Below are 18,073 nucleotides of genomic sequence, written 5' to 3' on the forward strand. Positions count from 1 at the left end.
CGAGCGTATGTGACCAAGGAAACTGCCCTACGGGCCGCGGTCAGACGGTCCACGACGGCTCGAGCTGCACCACGTCCCCGGTGAGCGTCTCGACGTCCCGTTCCGTCTCCGCCCGCGCCTCGAGCCGAGCGGCGCTCCCGGGCCGGTACTTGCCTCGTTCGGCGCTCGACTGCCACATGGACAGCACAAGGAACTCGGGGCCCGGAGCTTCTCCGAAAACTCCGCGCAACATTCCGGGGGAACCCGCCATGGCCGGATTCCACACCCGCTGCTGCATGAGTGCGAAGTGGTCGACACGGTCCTCGTACACCCGGCTGTGCGCGACCCTGACCACGTCCGCGTCCGTGAAGTCCGGTTCGAATCCGGTCTTCACGTCGAAGCGGTACTCGAAGAGCTTGACCTGCATGTCCTTGTACGTGCCGGACTGCGGGGCGGCCAGCCTGTCGTGCCCGCGGGCCATGAACGAGTCGTAGAAGACCCTGTTCTCCCAGAACGCGAACACGTGGGCGACATCGGGCTGCCCTCGGCTCCACCCGCCGCTCTGCGTCAGGAATCCCGGCTCACCGAGCAGTCCCGCCCACTTCCGCTGCTCCCGCTCGAAACCGTGGCGGTCGACCACGGTGCAGCGAATCCACTTGACCAGCACAGAGCCATCGTACGGCGCCCGGCGTGGCGCGGGTCACGCTCCTGACGGACCGGGTCCGGCCGGCACCGCGTGGCGCACCTCTCCGGCCACACCATGGCCCGAAAGTGACGTCCATTTCCAACACGGTTGGTTTCACCGACAGTTACGGACATGATCTGAGGATGGATGAGGCCCGTCGGTCCAGCAGCGAGGAGGCACGTGTGATGAGCACTCCCAACAAGGACATCGAGAAGGTCGAGGTGAGGGTCAAATGGGACCCCAGCGCCGCCGGTGAGCCGGCCAACGATCTCGACATAATCGCGGCCACGTACGGCACGGACAGGCCCTACGGCAGCCCTGCCTACCTCGTGCACTTCGACAGCCGGTCACCGGACGGGACGATCACGCTGAACCGGGACAGCCGGACAGGGCAGGGCTTCGGCTTCGACGAGGTCATGACGCTCGAACTGGAACGGTTGTCGGACGCCTACGCCAGGGTCGTGGTGGGCGTGGCCATCCAGCAGCGCGACGGCCGCAAGACCTTCGACCGGATAGAGCACACGGCCGTGCAGATCCGCGAGGGCTACACGATTCTGGCGGAGGACGACTTCTCGACGGTGGGGGCCGCCACCGCCGCGGTCGTGGCGGAGTTCGTCCGGGACTCCTCGGGCTCCTGGGGCTTCCGCGGGACCCTGCGCGGATTCGACGGGGACCCTGATTCGTTCGCCGCCGAGATGGGAAGCCGCGCAGGCTGACACCGACGGGCCGCAGCCCCGGACTCCTCGTGAGGACACCTGGGGAACTCCACGGTCCGGCCGCTCCGTGCCCGCGCCGATGGCTCTCACCGGTGCCCGCGCCTTCGGCCAGGACGTCGTGTTTCCGCCACCGCTTCCGAACCGGCGAATCCCACGCCGGTTCGAAGTGACGGCGCTCCGAAGGGGGCCGGCCGACGGCCGGCCCCCTTGGTGCACTGCTGTTCAGCGATCCGCGGGGACCGCACCGGACGCCCTGTCCGGTGCGGCCGCGGTCGTGCCACCGACGGAGAACGCATATCCCTCGCACGCGCTGTTCCTCGGGTTCCGGACCACGGCCGAGGAACCCCGTGCCCTCAACCGTGGCGCCCTGCGGTCGGCGAGTCGTCGCATCCGGTCGGCATCCCCACGAAACCGGCGCGTGCGGCCTGGGGTCCACTCCTCTCGGTCGAGCACCGCGAGGGAGACCGACCCTCGGAACCCTGCCCCAGCGAGACGAGTAGATGGTTGGGTCGTGGTCCGCCGGAGCCATGCCGTCCTCGCCCGGACGGACTCACCCTGGCTCTCCCCCGGAGTCCGGCCCGGCGTGACGATCAGCGTCTGGGCGAGGAGCGAACGACTCCGCAAGCTCGGCATCCGCCTCGCGGAAACCCGCTCAACCGCACTGTTCCAGCTCGCGACCGGGCTACCCGCCGCGGTCCTCGCCCGCACCCTCGGCACAGACATCACCGTCGCCGTGAAGTGGCAGCGAGCCGCCGTCGGCGACCGGGGCACCTGAGCAGTCGACGGCTGGCAGATCAGAACTGAAGACAGAAAGGACGAATCATGGGCGTCTACGTCTCGATCAGAGGATGGCTGGAGTGCGACGAGACACAACTCACCGCCGTCCGCGAGGTCATCGCGTCTCATGAAGACAACCACTACTCCAACGGGTGGGGCTCACCGCGCCGGCACACCAGTTGGACCCACTACATCTTCTACGGGGCTGACATCCGTGCTTCGGCCCTGGACTGGTTCGTGGATCAGATCAAGGAGATCGCTCGGATTCCCGCATCCGACGACGACGGAGACCTCGTCCAAGGACTGTTGCTCGTCAGCCACGAAGTCGAAGGACCGAGCGAATGGCAGGTCCGTGATGGCCAGCTCTTCACCTCGCCGGCCGACAGCAGACACCGATTCCTCGACGGGTGACCCACTCATCCGACGGTTCCGATACCCGTCTCCCCCCATTGGCCCGGAGAGCCCGGGAGGCAGGGCGGGACACGCCGGGTCCCGAGGCGAAGGTCAGGAGTGTGGGTCAGGATTCGCCGTCGTGCCGGTCCAGGCGATCTCGAAGTACCTGACGCGTTCGTCCTGTCCGGCCGGCCGCATCCCGGCTGCCGTCATCACGTGCTGGGATGCGATGTTGTCGTGGTCGGCGTCGCCCTTCACGCGGGTGACGCCGCGTGCCCGCGCGAACGGCAGCAGTCCGCGGAGAGCTTCGGAAGCGTATCCGTTGCCTCTCGCTGAGGGGATGAGGCCGTAGCCGATCGTGACGCCCCCCTCCTCGTCCGGAGCTCCGTGGAAGCCCACGCCGCCGATCGCCGCACCGTCCTCGCGGCGCCGGACCTCATAGTTGCCGAACGGCTGGGGATCACCGGTGGTCGCGCAGGTACCCAGGAAGCGCCTGGCGGCCGACACGTCCCCATCGGTGGGATATCCGGGCCCCCACCGGGCACCGCTGGCCGACTCGCCCGCCACCACTTGTTCAGCCTCGCTGACGGTCATCGGATGAAGCACGAGCCGCGCTGTCACAAGATCGTCCATAGGCGGGAGGAATATCACGCGGGGCGACCAGGCCGCACTTGTATTATCCGAAAATCTCGACCACATGATCACCGGCACCGGCAGGCTGACCGCGACCGATCCCGTTGATCGCGATCAGCAGCTCCGTACTCGTCACCGGTCCACGCTCCCAGGGTCGGCGGCGTCCGGCCACAGCAGGAGACCCCCATGCCGTCACGGCACCCGCAGCAGGACGTCGCCCGGGCCCAGCCGACCGGGCCCCGGCCGCCGGCGCCGATCCCGTTCGACGTCGAGGCGGTCTTTCCGGAGCTGACCGGCACGTCCCGCGAAGTCACCCTCCTCTACCCCAGGGCCGGGCAGCCGGGCCCGGGTGACAGCTCGATCGGCGGGCCGCTGCTGTGGCCGGCCGACGAGCCCTGGCCGATGTGCGCCGAACCGGACCACTACAAGCCGCTCGACGCGCCCGTCGGACCCGAGCCGGTCGCGATGGTCCCGGTGGTGCAGCTGTACGCACGGGACGTGCCAGGCCTCGTCTTCCCGCCCGGCACCGACCTGTTGCAGATCCTTTGGTGCCCGCTCGTCCACGAGGACGACCGGTACGCGGCCAACCCTCGGCTCCATTGGCGTAGCACGGCGCTGACGACCGCCGGCCCCGTCGCCGGGGAACCGCCGCGACCGCACACGGCGGAGGCGGACTATCTGCCCCGCCCGTGCACGGTGTCCCCCACTCAGGCCGTGGAGTACCCGAACTGGGACCTGCCGGAGGGGCTCGGCAATCTGCTCGACGAGCGGTTCGAGGACCTGAAGGAGGTACAGGGCTACGACTACTTCGAGGTGGCCACCACGCAGCAGAGCAAGGTCGGCGGCTACCCGGGGTGGACCCAGCAGCCCGACTGGCCCGACTGCGCGGGCTGCGGCACCCGCATGGAACACCTGCTCAGCGTCACCGCGACCGAACCGGACACGGGTCGTTGGCTCCCCCTGGCCGACCGGGACCCACACCGGGACGGGGCGACGGTCCCGTCCTGGCGGGCCGAGGCCGATCCCGCCACCCTCGACACATTCGGGCACGACATGTGCCTGGGCGACCTCGGCGGCATGTATTTCTTCGTCTGCCGCACCTGCCCCGACACCCCGTACACCCACCGCTACGACTGCTGAGCCCCGCCGGGGCGGCTCGCGCGCGGCATCGGGGTCCGCTGCCGCACAGCCCGGCCGCCCGCCACCGTCCCGGACACGGCCGGCGCCGGGTCGATGCGTACGACGCCCGAGGCCGGCGCCGAGGACGCCGACCCCGGCAAGTCAGCCGCTTTCGTCACCGTGCACGCAACGCAACTTCGACGCGTCGGTCACGCAGCGACTCGAATCCACGCGGATCCGAAATGGCGGAGAGGGCACCGACCGTCGGTCGGTGCCCTCTCCCATGTGCGGATCAGCGCCCTCGGCAGCAGATGCTCAAACCTGCCTCAGACGCGATTCCGCTCGTTCTCAGCTGCATCCGCTGGTCGAGCCGCAGCCCTCGCAGATGTAGCAGGAGCCCGCACGCTGCATCTTCGTACCGCACGAGAAGCAGAGCGGTGCGTCCGCGCTGATTCCGAGCTGCATCTCGACCAGTTCGGCCGAGGTGTGCGCGGCCCTGGGGGCCGGCTTCTCCGCGACGCTCTCCTCGGCCGGGGCAACGGCCTTCAGCGGCTCCACGGCCGCCGGAGCGGACTGGGCCAGGCTCTCCAGGTCCTCGTCCCCGAAGGCGGGCTCGTACGAACCCGTGTCGAGGTGGCGCTGACGCTCCTCGGCCGAGTGGATGCCGAGCGCGGAGCGCGTCTCGAACGGCAGGAAGTCGAGTGCCAGGCGGCGGAAGATGTAGTCGACGATCGACTGCGCCATCCGCACGTCCGGGTCGTCCGTCATACCGGCCGGCTCGAAGCGCATGTTCGTGAACTTGGAGACGTAGGTCTCCAGCGGCACGCCGTACTGCAGACCGACCGAGACGGCGATCGAGAAGGCGTCCATCATGCCCGCGAGGGTGGAGCCCTGCTTGGACATCTTCAGGAACACCTCGCCGAGACCGTCGTCCGGGTAGGAGTTGGCGGTCATGTAACCCTCGGCGCCGCCCACCGTGAAGGAGGTGGTGATGCCGGGACGGCCCTTGGGCAGGCGCTTGCGGACCGGGCGGTACTCGACGACCTTCTCGACGGCTGCGCGAATGGTGTCCTCGGCCTTGGCGGTGACCGCCTCCTTCTCCTTCTCCTTGGTCTTGGCGGAGAGGGGCTGGCCGACCTTGCAGTTGTCGCGGTAGATGGCGAGCGCCTTGACGCCCATCTTCCACGCCTCGAAGTAGACCTCCTCGACGTCCTCGACGGTGGCCGTCTCCGGCAGGTTCACCGTCTTGGACAGTGCGCCGGAGATCCACGGCTGGATGGCCGCCATCATCCGGACGTGGCCCATGGCCGAGATCGAACGCTCGCCCATGGCGCAGTCGAAGACCTCGTAGTGGTCGGTCTTGAGGCCGGGAGCGTCGATCACGTTGCCGTGGTCGGCGATGTGGGCGACGATCGCCTCGATCTGCTCCGGCTGGTAGCCGAGCCGGCGCAGCGCCTGCGGGACCGTGCCGTTGACGATCTGCATCGATCCGCCGCCGACGAGCTTCTTGAACTTGACCAGGGCGAGGTCGGGCTCGAGACCGGTGGTGTCGCAGGACATCGCGAGACCGATGGTGCCGGTAGGCGCGATGACCGAGGCCTGGGCGTTGCGGAAGCCGTTCTTCGCGCCCAGACGGATCACGTCCTGCCAGGCCTCGGTGGCCGCGGCCCAGACCGGTGCGTCGAGGTCGTCCATGCGGACGGCCACGGCGTTGGCGTCGGAGTGCTGCTTCATGACGCGCTGGTGCGGCTCGGCGTTGCGGGCGTAGCCGTCGTACGGGCCGACGACCGCGGCGAGCTCAGCGGAGCGGCGGTAGGACGTGCCGGTCATCAGCGAGGTGATGGCGCCGGCGAGCGCACGGCCGCCGTCGCTGTCGTACGCGTGCCCGGTGGCCATCAGCAGGGCGCCGAGGTTGGCGTAGCCGATGCCCAGCTGGCGGTAGGCGCGGGTGTTCTCGCCGATCTTCTGCGTCGGGAAGTCCGCGAAGCAGATGGAGATGTCCATCGCGGTGATGACGAGCTCGACGACCTTGGCGAAGCGCTCGGACTCGAAGGACTGGCGGCCCTCGCCGTCGTCCTTGAGGAACTTCATCAGGTTCAGCGAGGCGAGGTTGCACGAGGTGTTGTCCAGGTGCATGTACTCGCTGCACGGGTTCGAGCCGTTGATGCGGCCGGACTCCGGGCAGGTGTGCCAGGCGTTGATGGTGTCGTCGTACTGGATGCCGGGGTCGGCGCAGGCCCATGCGGCTTCCGCCATCTTGCGGAAGAGGGACTTGGCCTCGACCTCTTCGATGACGTCGCCGGTCATCCGGGCGCGCAGGCCGAACTTCCCGCCGGCCTCGACGGCCTTCATGAACTCGTCGTTCACTCGGACCGAGTTGTTGGCGTTCTGGTACTGGACGGACGTGATGTCGTCGCCGCCCAGGTCCATGTCGAAGCCCGCGTCACGCAGGGCGCGGATCTTCTCCTCCTCCTTCACCTTGGTCTCGATGAAGTTCTCGATGTCGGGGTGGTCGACGTCGAGGATGACCATCTTGGCCGCGCGACGGGTGGCGCCACCGGACTTGATCGTTCCTGCGGAGGCGTCGGCACCACGCATGAAGGAGACCGGACCCGAGGCGTTGCCGCCCGAGGAGAGCAGTTCCTTGGAGGAGCGGATGCGGGACAGGTTCAGGCCGGCACCGGAGCCGCCCTTGAAGATCATGCCCTCTTCCTTGTACCAGTCGAGGATCGACTCCATGGAGTCGTCGACGGCCAGGATGAAGCAGGCCGAGACCTGCTGCGGCTGGGGCGTACCGACGTTGAACCACACCGGGGAGTTGAAGCTGAAGATCTGGTGCAGGAGGGCGTAGGCCAGCTCGTGCTCGAAGATCTCGGCGTCGGCGGGGGAAACGAAGTAGTTGTAGTCCTCGCCGGCCTTCCGGTACGTCTTCACGATCCGGTCGATCAGCTGCCGCAGACCGGTCTCGCGCTGCGGCGTGCCGACAGCCCCCCGGAAGTACTTGCTGGTGACGATGTTGACCGCGTTCACCGACCAGAAGTCGGGGAACTCGACGCCACGCTGCTCGAAGTTGATCGAGCCGTCGCGCCAGTTGGTCATGACGACGTCACGGCGCTCCCACGCGACCTCGTCGTACGGATGCACGCCGGGAGTCGTGTGGATGCGCTCGATGCGCAGGCCCTGCTTGGTCGCAGTCGACTTGGCTCCCTTGGTGCGGGAACCTCGTGCCGGGCCGCTCGCCGTCTCTGTCATGCCGCCTCCCATATGTGGGCAAAAACGCCCTGAAGTGCCCAGTTCTTCCCAGGGCACAGTGTGTGTCTGATGCTCCGGACGCCACGCACAGCGTCCCGGAACAGGTCTGGTGCCGCCCGCCGCCGCCTCGGGCGGCCGGCCAGGTGATCAATCAGCGGCGACTGCGGCGGGGGCGGGGACCTCGGGGGTCCCACCGCTCCCGCATTGCTCTGCGCGGGGCCGCTGCTCGCGGAGCTCCACGATGGCGGCCTCGAAGTCCTCGAGCGAGTCGAACGCCCGGTACACCGAAGCGAAACGCAGGTACGCGACGAGGTCGAGTTCCTGCAGGGGGCCGAGTATGGCCAGACCCACGTCGTGGGTGGTCAGCTCGGCACTCCCCGTGGCGCGCACGGCCTCCTCGACCCTCTGGCCGAGCTTCGCCAGGGCGTCCTCGGTGACGGGACGGCCCTGACAAGCCTTGCGGACTCCGGAGATGACCTTGGTGCGACTGAAGGGCTCGGTCACGCCGCTGCGCTTGACCACCATCAGCGAGCAGGTCTCCACCGTCGTGAAGCGACGGGAGCAGTCGGGGCACTGACGCCGTCGTCGGATCGACGTCCCGTCGTCCGTCGTGCGACTGTCCACGACCCGGCTGTCGGGGTGCCTGCAGAAGGGGCAGTGCATGTCTCCGAACCCTCCTTCACAGCACGACTGAATAGCCCTCCGTGCCCTGTTTCAGGGCCCCTGAGGACGGTCACAAGCATAGGCGATGAACCAGACCCCGTCCGACCGGGGACCACTACTTGTGGGTGGTGACAGCAATGCAACCACTACATCTAGGGTTTCACCCCGACTCCGCCCCCCGCGCGTGTCGCGCTTTCCCGCGGGCCGGGAGGCAGCCTACGGCCCGGCACGAGGGTACGGGAAGCGAGCGGAGGGCGGCTCCCCGGGCCCGCACCGCGGCCGGCCGGGACAGGGGTCGGGAAGGCATGCCGTGGCGCGCCCGGGACACGCACCCCGCACGCGGGGGCGGACCCGCCGGAGGTTAGCGTGAACCCCGGGAGCCACCCATTGATTCCGGCCCACAGGGCCAGCTCATACACCTCTCGGTAAGCCCGCGACAGCCCTTTATTCGTTTTTCACTCGAACGTGTGTTTGGCGCAACCTTTCGAAAGCTACTACCGTTGGCTAGCTAGGGAGACCATTCGAGAGGGGCCGACGTGACCACCACCGCAGACAGTGCCACCATCACCGCCCATGACCACCGCTCCCAGAGCCGACTTGAGCCGGTGCATGCCATGAATGACTCAGTCATGAACGCGGAGGGGCCAGAGCCCGCACGACCCGCGCGCTCCTTGCCCGGACGCCCCCCAGGAATTCGGGCGGACAGCTCGGGGCTCACCGACCGGCAGCGGCGCGTGATCGAGGTGATCCGGGATTCCGTCCAGCGGCGGGGATACCCGCCGTCGATGCGCGAGATCGGCCAGGCGGTGGGGCTGTCCAGCACCTCGTCCGTGGCCCACCAGCTGATGGCTCTGGAGCGCAAGGGTTTTCTGCGCCGCGACCCTCACCGGCCACGTGCCTACGAGGTCCGGGGCTCGGACCAGCCGAGCACGCAGCAGACCGACACCACCGGGAAGCCCGCGGCCTCGTACGTGCCACTGGTCGGCCGGATCGCCGCCGGTGGACCGATCCTCGCCGAGGAGTCCGTCGAGGACGTCTTCCCGCTCCCCCGCCAGCTCGTCGGTGACGGCGAGCTCTTCGTGCTGAAGGTCGTCGGTGATTCGATGATCGAGGCAGCGATCATGGACGGCGACTGGGTCACGGTCCGCCGCCAGCCCGTCGCGGAGAACGGCGACATCGTCGCCGCCATGTTGGACGGGGAGGCCACGGTCAAGCGCTTCAAGCGCGAGGACGGCCATGTGTGGCTGCTCCCGCACAACGCCGCCTACCAGCCGATCCCCGGTGACGAGGCGACGATCCTGGGCAAGGTCGTCGCAGTGCTGCGGCGGGTCTGAGCTACGCCGGTCCGGACTGGGCCCCGGGACCCCTGCGCCGGTCCCGGGGCCCTGATGCGTCCACAGCCCCTCATCGGAGCCGTGAGGTCCCATGGGGCCACATGTACACGGCCTGGTCCCACAGCCCCTTCTGCCCTGCCGTAGGACCATGTCGCGCAGTGCGGAGGCACCGGCCTTCGTGCGATCCGCCGGCCCCCGGTTCACTCCGTGGTCCTGGCCGCCGCGTCGATGGCAGCGAGTGAGCGCCTCGCCTGGTTACGGTCCGTGGTGTACCAGAAGTCGGGCAGCGAGGCACGGAGGTAGCTCCCGTACCGGGCGTTGGCCAGCCGGGGGTCGAGCACTGCGACCACACCCTTGTCGCCCATGGCCCGGACGAGCCGCCCGGCGCCCTGCGCCATCAGCAGCGCGGCATGGGTCGCCGCCACCGCCATGAACCCGTTGCCGCCGGCTTCCTCGACCGCCTTCTGCCGGGCGCTCATCAGCGGGTCGTCGGGCCGGGGGAACGGGATCCGGTCCATGACGACGAGCTGGCAGCTCGGACCTGGGACGTCGACACCCTGCCAGAGGGACAGCGTCCCGAAGAGGCACGTCTCGGGGTCCGCCGCGAAATTCTTGATCAGCTCGCCCAGCGTCTCCTCGCCCTGCAGCAGGATCGGCTTGTCCTGTCGGCCGCGTAGTTCCTCCGCTGCGGCCTGGGCCGCACGCATCGACGAGAACAGCCCCAGTGTGCGACCGCCCGCCGCCTCCACCAGCTCGGCGAGCTCGTCGAGCATGTCGGTGCGGGAACCCTCCCGCCCAGGCGTGGCCAGGTGGCGGGCGACGTACAGGATGCCCTGTCTCGGGTAGTCGAAGGGCGAGCCGACGTCGAGGCCCTTCCACTGCGGGATGTCTTCGCCCGCCGTGCCTTCGGGAGCCAGTCCCAGTGACGCTCCCACCCCGTTGAAATCGCCGCCGAGCTTGAGCGTGGCCGAGGTCAGCACCACCGAGCGGTCGGCGAAGAGCTTCTCCCGCAGCAGCCCGGACACGGACAGCGGCGCGACCCGGACCGACGCGCCGAAGCGGTCGTGGCGCTCGTACCAGACGACGTCGTACTCGGAGCCCTGTGTGATGCGCTCCGCGACGCTGTGGATGGACTCGACCGACGCCATGGCCTGCTTGCGCACCGCGTCCTCGTCCTGGACGGACTTGTCGCGTGTGCCACCGAGCGCGGTGATCACCGTGCGCGCGGCGTCACGCAGGGCCATCAGCGCGTAACCGAGATCCTCCGGCACCTCTTCGAGGCGCCCCGGGAGCGCCAGCTCCATGACCCGCTCGAATCCCTCCGACGCCGTCATCAGGGAGTCGGCCGCCTTCTCGTTGACCAGCTTCGCCGCCCGGCGCACCGCCCGGTTCACCTGGCCGGGGTTGAGCTCACCGGTGGCCACCCCGGTGACCCGGGAGACCAGCTCGTGGGCCTCGTCGACGATCAGTACCTCGTGCTTGGGGAGCACGGGGGCCCCCTCGATCGCGTCGATCGCGAGCAGGGCGTGGTTGGTCACGACGACATCGGCGGTCTTGGCCCGCTCACGGGCCGCCTCCGCGAAGCATTCGGCACCGTACGCGCACTTGGTGGCGCCGAGGCACTCACGCGAGGAGACCGAGATCTGGGACCAGGCGCGGTCCGACACACCCGGCGTCATGTCGTCCCGGTCGCCGGTCTCCGTCTCGTCCGACCAGTCGCGCAGGCGCAGCAGGTCCTGGCCCAGCTTGCTCGACGGAGCCGCCGCCTCGAACTGGTCGAACAGCCCCTCCTCCTCGTCCTGCGGCGCCCCCTCGTGGAGCCGGTGCAGGCAGAGGTAGTTCGACCGGCCCTTGAGCATCGCGAACTGCGGCCGACGGCGCAGCAGCGGATGCAGGGCGTCGACCGTACGCGGAAGGTCGCGCTCCACCAGCTGGCGCTGGAGGGCCAGCGTCGCCGTGGCCACCACCACCCGCTCGCCGTGGGCCAGCGCCGGCACCAGGTAGCCGAGCGACTTGCCCGTCCCGGTACCGGCCTGGACGAGCAGATGGGCGTTGTCGTCGACTGCCTCGGCGACGGCCTCGGCCATGGTGACCTGGCCGGTCCGTTCCGTGCCGCCGACAGCGGTGACGGCGGCGTGGAGGAGCTCGGGAAGAGATGGCTTCGTCATAGCGCGTCCACCCTACGGCGCCCCACTGACAACACCGGCCGGCCCCGGACTCATGCGGAGGGGTGGAGCGGGTTGGGAACGGTGCCGTGGACGGCGGCGTGCGGACGTTCCGGCCGGTCCCGGTAGCCGTCCAGATGCAGACGGTTCCGGTTGAGACACAGCCGGTCGATCGTCGGCGTCAGCATGTCGAAGATCTCGAACCGCTCCTTGAGGTCCGGGAACCGGGCGTGGTGCCTCAGGACCTCGGCACGGACGAGTGACCAGAATTCACCCTCGGGTACGCCCAGTTGTTCCTCGCAGAGCGGGGACAGGTAGCGGAAGACGCCCACGAAGAGCCCGGAGTGGATGAACTGGGTGAGGAAGGAGGGATCCTCGGTGAGCAGGACGGCACGGACGTCCGCCGGCATCGTGTCGTGCTCGGGCAGCGCCCGGGCGCTCACGTTGACGTCGTCGACGAAGTCCTTGATCGCGAGGCGTACCGGCACGTCGTTGTCGTCGAAGACGACGATGGCGTTCTCACCGTGGGGGGAGAAGACCGTGCCGTAGCGGTACAGGAAGTGCAGGAGCGGCGGCAGCAGCGCGGCGAAGAGCCGGGTCAGCCAGGCCTCCGGGTCCAGTCCCGAGCGGGTGACCAGCTCGGCGGTGAAGGAGCGGCCGTCGGGGTCCGTGTGCAGCAGCGAGGCCAGCGTGCGGGCACGTTCGCCCGGCGCGAGCCGCGGCTGAAGGGGCTCCCGCCAGATCGCCCCGAGGATCTCCTTGAACTGGTAGGGCGACTCGGGGAGGTGGTCGTACAGCGGATGCTCGACGGCGACCGAGGCGACCTCTCCGAGGAGGATGACACCGCAGGTGTCCCGGAGGAAGGGATCGCTCTCGCACAATCCCTGGACCCAGGCGGTGACTGCGGGGGCGGCGAGCGTGCGTTCGGTCGGCAGGCCGCGCCAGACCAGGGTGTTGAGGATCGACAGGGGCAGCTTGACCGTGTGCCGGTCGGGGCGCCCCACATTGGTGAAGGTGCGGATGGACTGCTGTGGCAGCCGGAGGTCGGCGTCGGCGTGCAAGTGCACCACGTCGCCGTCGGCGATCGCGGGGGCGAAGAGTGGGACGACCCATTCGTCCCACTGCCACGGATGCACGGGGAGGAACAGGTAGTCGACGGGGTCCAGTCCACGTCCGCGCAAAATCGTGGCGAAGGACTCGCGGACGTCCGGGTCGAGTTCCTGGCCGTACAGGTCTTCGGGGGTGGTGACACGGCCCACTCCCCGGTAGCCCGCTATGCGGGTGCTGACGGCGATCCAGGGCAGCACGGTGGCGGACCGTGCTTCCGGAGTGAAGCGGGCGGCGTCGGAGGAGGAGAACCCGATGCGTCCCTTGTTCGCCACGAGCCAGGGGTGTCCCGTCTGGTGCCCTTCGAGTTCGGCGTAGGGAAGCTCGGCGAGCTGCGCCGCACCGAGCGCGGTGTGCTCCAGCCGGGCGTCCGCGGCAAGTGTGGCGGTCAGCTCACGGATGAGGTGGGCGAGCGTCGCGCCGTCGAGGCCCAGGAGACCGCGGCCGCGGGCGAGGAATCGCAGCGGGTCCCGGAAGGGGGCCCCGTCCTCTGCCCGGTCTCCGAGGCCCTCGCCGGTGACCTCGCGAATCGTCGCGGGGTCGACGCGCCAGCCGCCGTAGACACCGCGCCTGGCACGGAAGACCAGGGTCGCTCCGTCGTCGAGCCGCACGGCGTAGTCTCCGCTCGGCCCCGCGCCGTCGCCGGTCCGGGGCAGGGGCTCGATGACCTCTTCGTAGGCGAACTCACCGAGCATCTTGGCGAGGAGTCTCGCCGACGCCCGGTCCCAGACGGTTCGGTTGAGTTCCGGTGCGTCGGTCGGCGTATGCGGCTCCGTCTGATGGTGACTCGCGGGATATGCAGGCACGGGGACTCCTCCGGGTGGGACCGATGGGGTTCGAGCGGGCTTTACGGTTCGGCGAGTTGTTCACAGGTGTTCGCGGTGGGCTCGGTCACGAACCATCAGAGCGGCTCGCTTGTCGGGAAGGTCCACTTCCGCGGAGAAGCGGAAGCCGGCGCTCAGGAAGGCGGACACGGAAGGGTCGTTGCGCAGGTCCGGCTCCGCGACGACACGTGCGCAGAGCGGCCGGTTGTCGAGTACGAGATCGGCGACGGCCCTCAGCAGCAGGCTCCCGATGCCCCGTCCGCGGTTGCGCACACCGCCGATGAGGAGATGGAGCCCCATGTCGTGGGGGCGTGCCGGGTAGTGACGGGCCAGTGGGTCCAGATCCGCGCGGTAGACCTCCCAGTAGCTCATGGGCCTGCCGTCGAGGACGCCCAAGCAGGGGACGCTGCGGCCGTCCCCCGTGAGCTGCCGGCCGACGTGGGCGGCCGTGACCGAGTCAGGTCCGGCCAGTTCCCAGAAGGCGGCGACAGCCGGGTCGTTCATCCAGCGGGTGATCACCGCCAGATCGCGTTCCGGCTGCACCGTGACGAGCTGGAACACCCCGGCGGAGGTGGTGACGGGACTCCACCCTCCGGGGTCGCCGACGAGAGCGGAGGCGTCGGCCCCTGTGGCTGCCGCCGCAGGAGGGTCACCGAGCAGGGCGAGGAGCTCCTCGGTGAGCCGCAGCTCCAGGGTGTCCTCGGTGCCGGTGGCGTCGGGCTGATCGCCACCGGTGTCGGTGTGGGCATCGGCGTGATGCACCGTGACGCTCTCCTCTCGTGGTTCAGACGGTCAGGCCTCGTCGCTGCGGAGCGGGTTGGCGATGGTGACGTACACGGACTGCGTGTCGACCGGCCCGACCAGCTCGTCGAGGCCGTGCATACGGGTCAGCAGGTTGGCCTTGCAGCGCAGTTGCCCGGTTTCCAGAAGGTAGGCGGGCAGGGGGGAGCCCAGCCGGGCGGCGCCTTCGAGGAAGCGGCGGAACGCGGCGAGGAGGAGCTGTTCGTCGGCGAGCCCCTGGGCACCGAACGCTCCGATCAGCCCGAACACGTTGTTGATGCCTAGGTAGTACGCGAGCCGTTCGTCCGTCACGTCGTCCGGGACGAAGGTGTCGCTGACGGTGCCGATGCCCGGAAGCCGGCGTTCGAGCGCGGACCGGTGGGACTCCCGGAAGTAGTAGCCCTGGTTGTCGCGGTACATGCCGCCGACGGGCCAGCCGTCCGCGTCGAGGATGACGAGCGTGTTCTGCTGGTGGGCCTCCAGGGCGACGCCCGCGTGCGCGTCGAGCCAGAGGACGGGGAGGACGACGCGGTCGAGGTAGCGCAGGAACCACTCGGCGCACACCGCTCCGGTCGTCCTGCCCGTGCGGGCGGCCAGCGAGAGGATCGTGTCGGCGAGCCGCGAGTGCGTCCCCGGCCGGCCGGGCCACGGGCGGGGGGCGGTCAGTCCGGCGATGCACACGGCGTCGTCGGCCGGGCCGAACGGATTGTGGCGGAGCATCACGTCGAGGCCTTGGACGGGGCCGCCGTCCGGGTGGTCGACCGCCAGCCACGCCGGGTCCCGGACGATGTCGAAGCCCGGGTGCGCCTCCTGCCACCGGTCTGCCAGACCGGTGCGCAGCAGCCGGTGCACCTCGGCTCCGCGGTGCAGTTCCTTGCGGAGGTTCTCCCGGCGGGAGTTGGTGATGCGCACGCCCAGGGACAGCTTCAGCATGAGGTCGGAGCCGGGGCGGTGCACGGTTCGGACGGAGGAGGTGGGATGCCAGCGCTCCCCGTGCGGGCCGAGGTCGTGCAGCAGGCCCTTCTCGCACAGCGCGACGACGTCGGGGCGGCGCAGGACCTCCGCGGCCTGCCAGGGGTGGAGCGGGAGGGCGGTGCTCCCTTCGGGGAGGCTCAGGCCCTCTGCGTGGGGGGCGAGGAGTGCCTCCGCCGGGACCGGCCTTCCGGCCTTCGTCCATGTCGACTCCGTGGCCAGCACGGAGCGGTCCACGGCCATCCAGTGGAGCGGGAAGGAACCGCGCAACTCGGGTGAGTAGAGGAGTGTTTCGGCCTCGGACAGGCCCTCACGGCTCTTGGGCGTGGGGTGCAGGGGGTGGCCGAGGACCAGGGACTGCTCGGCGGTGAGGAAGAGGTCGGCCTCGGAGGACTCGGCGGGTGCGCGACGCCGCTCCGCGATGAAGGCTGCCGTGTGCCGTACGGAGTCGGCGACCCTGGCCACCAGATCGACTGCGGAGTTCTGCTCGCTCTCACGGCTCAGGAGCGCGGCCACGGTGACGGCGTCGACGCCCGGGGCGCCCGCGGGCGCGTTCTCCAGGGCCGGGGTCCCGAAGCGGTGCCAGCCGGTGGCGGACCAGTGCGCGACCGGCACGATCAGCGCGGTGCCGCTCGCGGGAAGGGGAATGCGCAGGGTGTCTCCCTGCGGACGGGGCAGGTCGTTCTCCCTGGTCCAGCAGCGCAGCAGGTTCTCCGTCCCGGCCGAGTCGGCGGCCCGCAGCGGGTCCGGATGGTCGAGCGGATCCGGCTCGGCCGGGCAGAGGTGGTCGGCCGGGGCGCCTGTGGGGGCGGCCGCCCCGGCACGCGGGGCCATGTGCGGACCGGCCTTCTGGCGCGGCACGGTCGTCGACTCGACGGCGAGCGGTCCCTCCGACAGGTCGTGTCCTCGTTGCTGGCTGGTGAGGGGGCCGTCGGCCTCGGGCGCAGGGGTGGGGTTCACAGCGGTCTTCCTTGTGGGGGTCCGGGATCAGCGGGTCGGACCGGCAGCGGCCCGGCGGTTCGGCGAGCGCTCGGCCGCTCTCAGCGCGTCGGCGAGGCGGTCGACGACCGCCGTCGCCTGTTCGTCGGTGAGGGTGAGCGGAGGGAGCAGTCGGACAACGGCACCGTGGCGACCGCCGAGTTCGACGATGAGGCCCCTGTGCAGACACTCCTGCTGCACTGCTGCGGCGAGTGCGGGATCGGGCGGCGGGGCGGAGCCGTTCTCCGCGGTGACGGTCGGCGGCCCGGCCTCGGGGTCGACGAGCTCGATGCCGATCATCAGACCGCGGCCACGGACGTCGCCGATGCTCGGGTGGTCCGCACTCAGGGCCTGGAGCCTGGCGAGCATGCGAGCGCCCAGCGTTCCCGCCCGTTCGGCGAGCCGGTTCTCCCGCACGTACGCGAGAGTCGCGGCACCGGCCGCCATGGCGAGCTGATTGCCCCGGAAGGTGCCCGCGTGGGCCCCGGGCTGCCAGAGGTCGAGCTCCGAGCGGTAGACGATCACGGCGAGGGGCAGCGAGCCGCCGATGGCTTTCGAGAGCACCATCACGTCGGGCACGATACCGCTGTGTTCGACCGCCCAGAAGGCGCCGGTCCTGCCGACCCCGGTCTGCACCTCGTCCGCGATCAGGGCGATGGAACGCTCCCGGGTGATCTCCCGCATCCGGCGCATCCAGCCGTCCGGGGCGGGATTCACCCCGCCCTCGCCCTGGACCGGTTCGAGGATCATGGCGGCCGGTGCCGGCACACCGCCCTTGGGGTCGTCCAGGAGGTATTCCGTCCAGCGCGCGGCGATGTCCGCGCCCCGCTCCCCGCCCTCGCCGAAGGGACAGCGGTAGCTGTGCGGGAAGGGCAGCCTCGTCACCCGCACGTCCGTGGCGCCGCCCGACGCGGCCAGGGCCCCCGCGGTCATCCCGTGGTACGCGCCGGTGAAGGCGAGGAGTTCACTGCGTCCGCTCGCTGCCCGGACGAGCTTGAACGCCGCCTCGACGGCGTCCGTGCCCGCCGGGCCGCAGAACTGGATCCTGGCGTTGTCGGCGAACTCCCGGGGCAGTGTGGAGAACAGCTCGGTGGTGAAGGCGTCCTTGACGGGGGTGGCCAGGTCCAGCACGTGCAGGGGTGCACCGGAGTCGATGACCTTCCTGACGGCCTCGAGCACGACGGGGTGGTTGTGACCGAGGGCCAGGGTCCCCGCTCCTGACAGACAGTCGAGGTAGCGCCGGCCGTCCGCGCCCTCGATGGTCATGCCGCGCGCGCGTACCGGCACGATCGGCAGGGACCGCGCGTAGGTGCGCGCGGCCGATTCACGAAGGGCCTGACGGCGCAGGATCCCTTCGTGCGCAGCGGGGAGTTCCACCGGAGCTGGTTCGGTCACGGCCACGGCTGTTCGGTCCTCCTGCTGTAACAGTTGGGTTGCCATTCGTACGGTCCCGCGAAGGCGGACCGCGCCGATGAACGCCGCCCGGGTGTCCCCCGTACGTACCAACGACGCGGAACGCGGGAGATCACGGGTAAATCGGAAGATCCTTGCGCAGGCGGAACCGTGGCCCTGCCGCACGCCGTCCCCATCGGCACCGGCATAGTAGGGGCCGCACCCGGGTCGGAGCCGCCGCTCCGGGGGTGTGCGCGGTCGAGGCGACTCCGTACCGCGCGGCCCGAGTCCGCAGTGCAGTACC

Annotated in this window: 14 protein-coding genes; 5 read left to right on the forward strand and 9 right to left on the reverse strand. The window is 69.9% G+C overall.

The window, feature by feature from the left end:
- Window positions 1-40: 40 nt before the first annotated feature.
- Window positions 41-646 (reverse strand): YdbC family protein, encoded by a 606-nt coding sequence (locus tag P8A20_RS09090; protein WP_147959837.1) that lies wholly within the window; start codon window positions 644-646, stop codon window positions 41-43.
- 203 nt (window positions 647-849) lie between these two features.
- On the opposite strand from P8A20_RS09090, the gene P8A20_RS09095 reads away from it, so the two are divergent.
- The 3 genes from P8A20_RS09095 (at window position 850) to P8A20_RS09105 (ending at window position 2,568) form a co-directional block, all read left to right on the forward strand.
- Window positions 850-1,380: a TerD family protein gene (locus tag P8A20_RS09095; protein ID WP_306103305.1), complete on the forward strand. Its 531-nt coding sequence runs from the start codon at window positions 850-852 to the stop codon at window positions 1,378-1,380.
- Window positions 1,381-1,963: 583 nt separating this feature from the next.
- The gene (locus P8A20_RS09100; protein WP_147959835.1) at window positions 1,964-2,155 is read left to right on the forward strand and encodes a hypothetical protein; all 192 of its coding nucleotides are present in this window, start codon (window positions 1,964-1,966) and stop codon (window positions 2,153-2,155) included.
- 47 nt (window positions 2,156-2,202) lie between these two features.
- The gene (locus P8A20_RS09105) at window positions 2,203-2,568 is read left to right on the forward strand and encodes a hypothetical protein (protein WP_147959834.1); all 366 of its coding nucleotides are present in this window, start codon (window positions 2,203-2,205) and stop codon (window positions 2,566-2,568) included.
- Window positions 2,569-2,661: 93 nt separating this feature from the next.
- Here the strand turns inward: P8A20_RS09105 and P8A20_RS09110 are convergent, their stop codons facing one another.
- On the reverse strand, window positions 2,662-3,183 hold the full coding sequence (locus P8A20_RS09110) for a GNAT family N-acetyltransferase (protein WP_147960480.1): 522 nt from the start codon (window positions 3,181-3,183) through the stop codon (window positions 2,662-2,664).
- 186 nt (window positions 3,184-3,369) lie between these two features.
- On the opposite strand from P8A20_RS09110, the gene P8A20_RS09115 reads away from it, so the two are divergent.
- Window positions 3,370-4,323, forward strand: a complete 954-nt coding sequence (locus tag P8A20_RS09115) for a hypothetical protein (RefSeq protein ID WP_261988674.1) — start codon at window positions 3,370-3,372, stop codon at window positions 4,321-4,323.
- 327 nt (window positions 4,324-4,650) lie between these two features.
- On the opposite strand, the gene P8A20_RS09120 is transcribed toward P8A20_RS09115, so the two are convergent.
- Window positions 4,651-7,554, reverse strand: a complete 2,904-nt coding sequence (locus tag P8A20_RS09120) for a vitamin B12-dependent ribonucleotide reductase (protein ID WP_306103306.1) — start codon at window positions 7,552-7,554, stop codon at window positions 4,651-4,653.
- 147 nt (window positions 7,555-7,701) lie between these two features.
- Window positions 7,702-8,217: a transcriptional regulator NrdR gene (gene nrdR / locus P8A20_RS09125; protein WP_306103307.1), complete on the reverse strand. Its 516-nt coding sequence runs from the start codon at window positions 8,215-8,217 to the stop codon at window positions 7,702-7,704.
- Between the two features lie 536 nt (window positions 8,218-8,753).
- On the opposite strand from nrdR, the gene lexA reads away from it, so the two are divergent.
- Window positions 8,754-9,551 (forward strand): transcriptional repressor LexA, encoded by a 798-nt coding sequence (gene lexA / locus P8A20_RS09130; protein WP_014153661.1) that lies wholly within the window; start codon window positions 8,754-8,756, stop codon window positions 9,549-9,551.
- A gap of 200 nt (window positions 9,552-9,751) precedes the next feature.
- Here lexA and P8A20_RS09135 read toward each other — a convergent pair whose 3' ends face one another.
- From P8A20_RS09135 to P8A20_RS09155, 5 genes are read right to left on the reverse strand one after another with little or no spacing between them, the layout of a single operon-like run.
- Window positions 9,752-11,719 carry an ATP-dependent DNA helicase gene (locus P8A20_RS09135; protein WP_147959832.1) on the reverse strand — a complete coding sequence of 656 codons (1,968 nt, stop codon included), beginning with the start codon at window positions 11,717-11,719 and terminating at the stop codon, window positions 9,752-9,754.
- Window positions 11,720-11,769: 50 nt separating this feature from the next.
- Window positions 11,770-13,629 (reverse strand): IucA/IucC family protein, encoded by a 1,860-nt coding sequence (locus P8A20_RS09140; RefSeq protein ID WP_306103308.1) that lies wholly within the window; start codon window positions 13,627-13,629, stop codon window positions 11,770-11,772.
- A 60-nt stretch (window positions 13,630-13,689) separates the two neighbouring features.
- Complete coding sequence (locus P8A20_RS09145) at window positions 13,690-14,409, reverse strand: GNAT family N-acetyltransferase (RefSeq protein ID WP_306103309.1); 720 nt, start codon at window positions 14,407-14,409, stop codon at window positions 13,690-13,692.
- A gap of 30 nt (window positions 14,410-14,439) precedes the next feature.
- Window positions 14,440-16,359, reverse strand: a complete 1,920-nt coding sequence (locus P8A20_RS09150) for an IucA/IucC family protein (protein WP_147959830.1) — start codon at window positions 16,357-16,359, stop codon at window positions 14,440-14,442.
- A 27-nt stretch (window positions 16,360-16,386) separates the two neighbouring features.
- A complete protein-coding gene (locus P8A20_RS09155; RefSeq protein WP_147959829.1) occupies window positions 16,387-17,778 on the reverse strand; it encodes a diaminobutyrate--2-oxoglutarate transaminase family protein in 1,392 nt (463 codons plus the stop codon).
- Window positions 17,779-18,073 lie beyond the last annotated feature (295 nt).

This window comes from Streptomyces sp. Alt3 (assembly GCF_030719215.1).
Classification (GTDB): Bacteria; Actinomycetota; Actinomycetes; order Streptomycetales; family Streptomycetaceae; genus Streptomyces; species Streptomyces glycanivorans.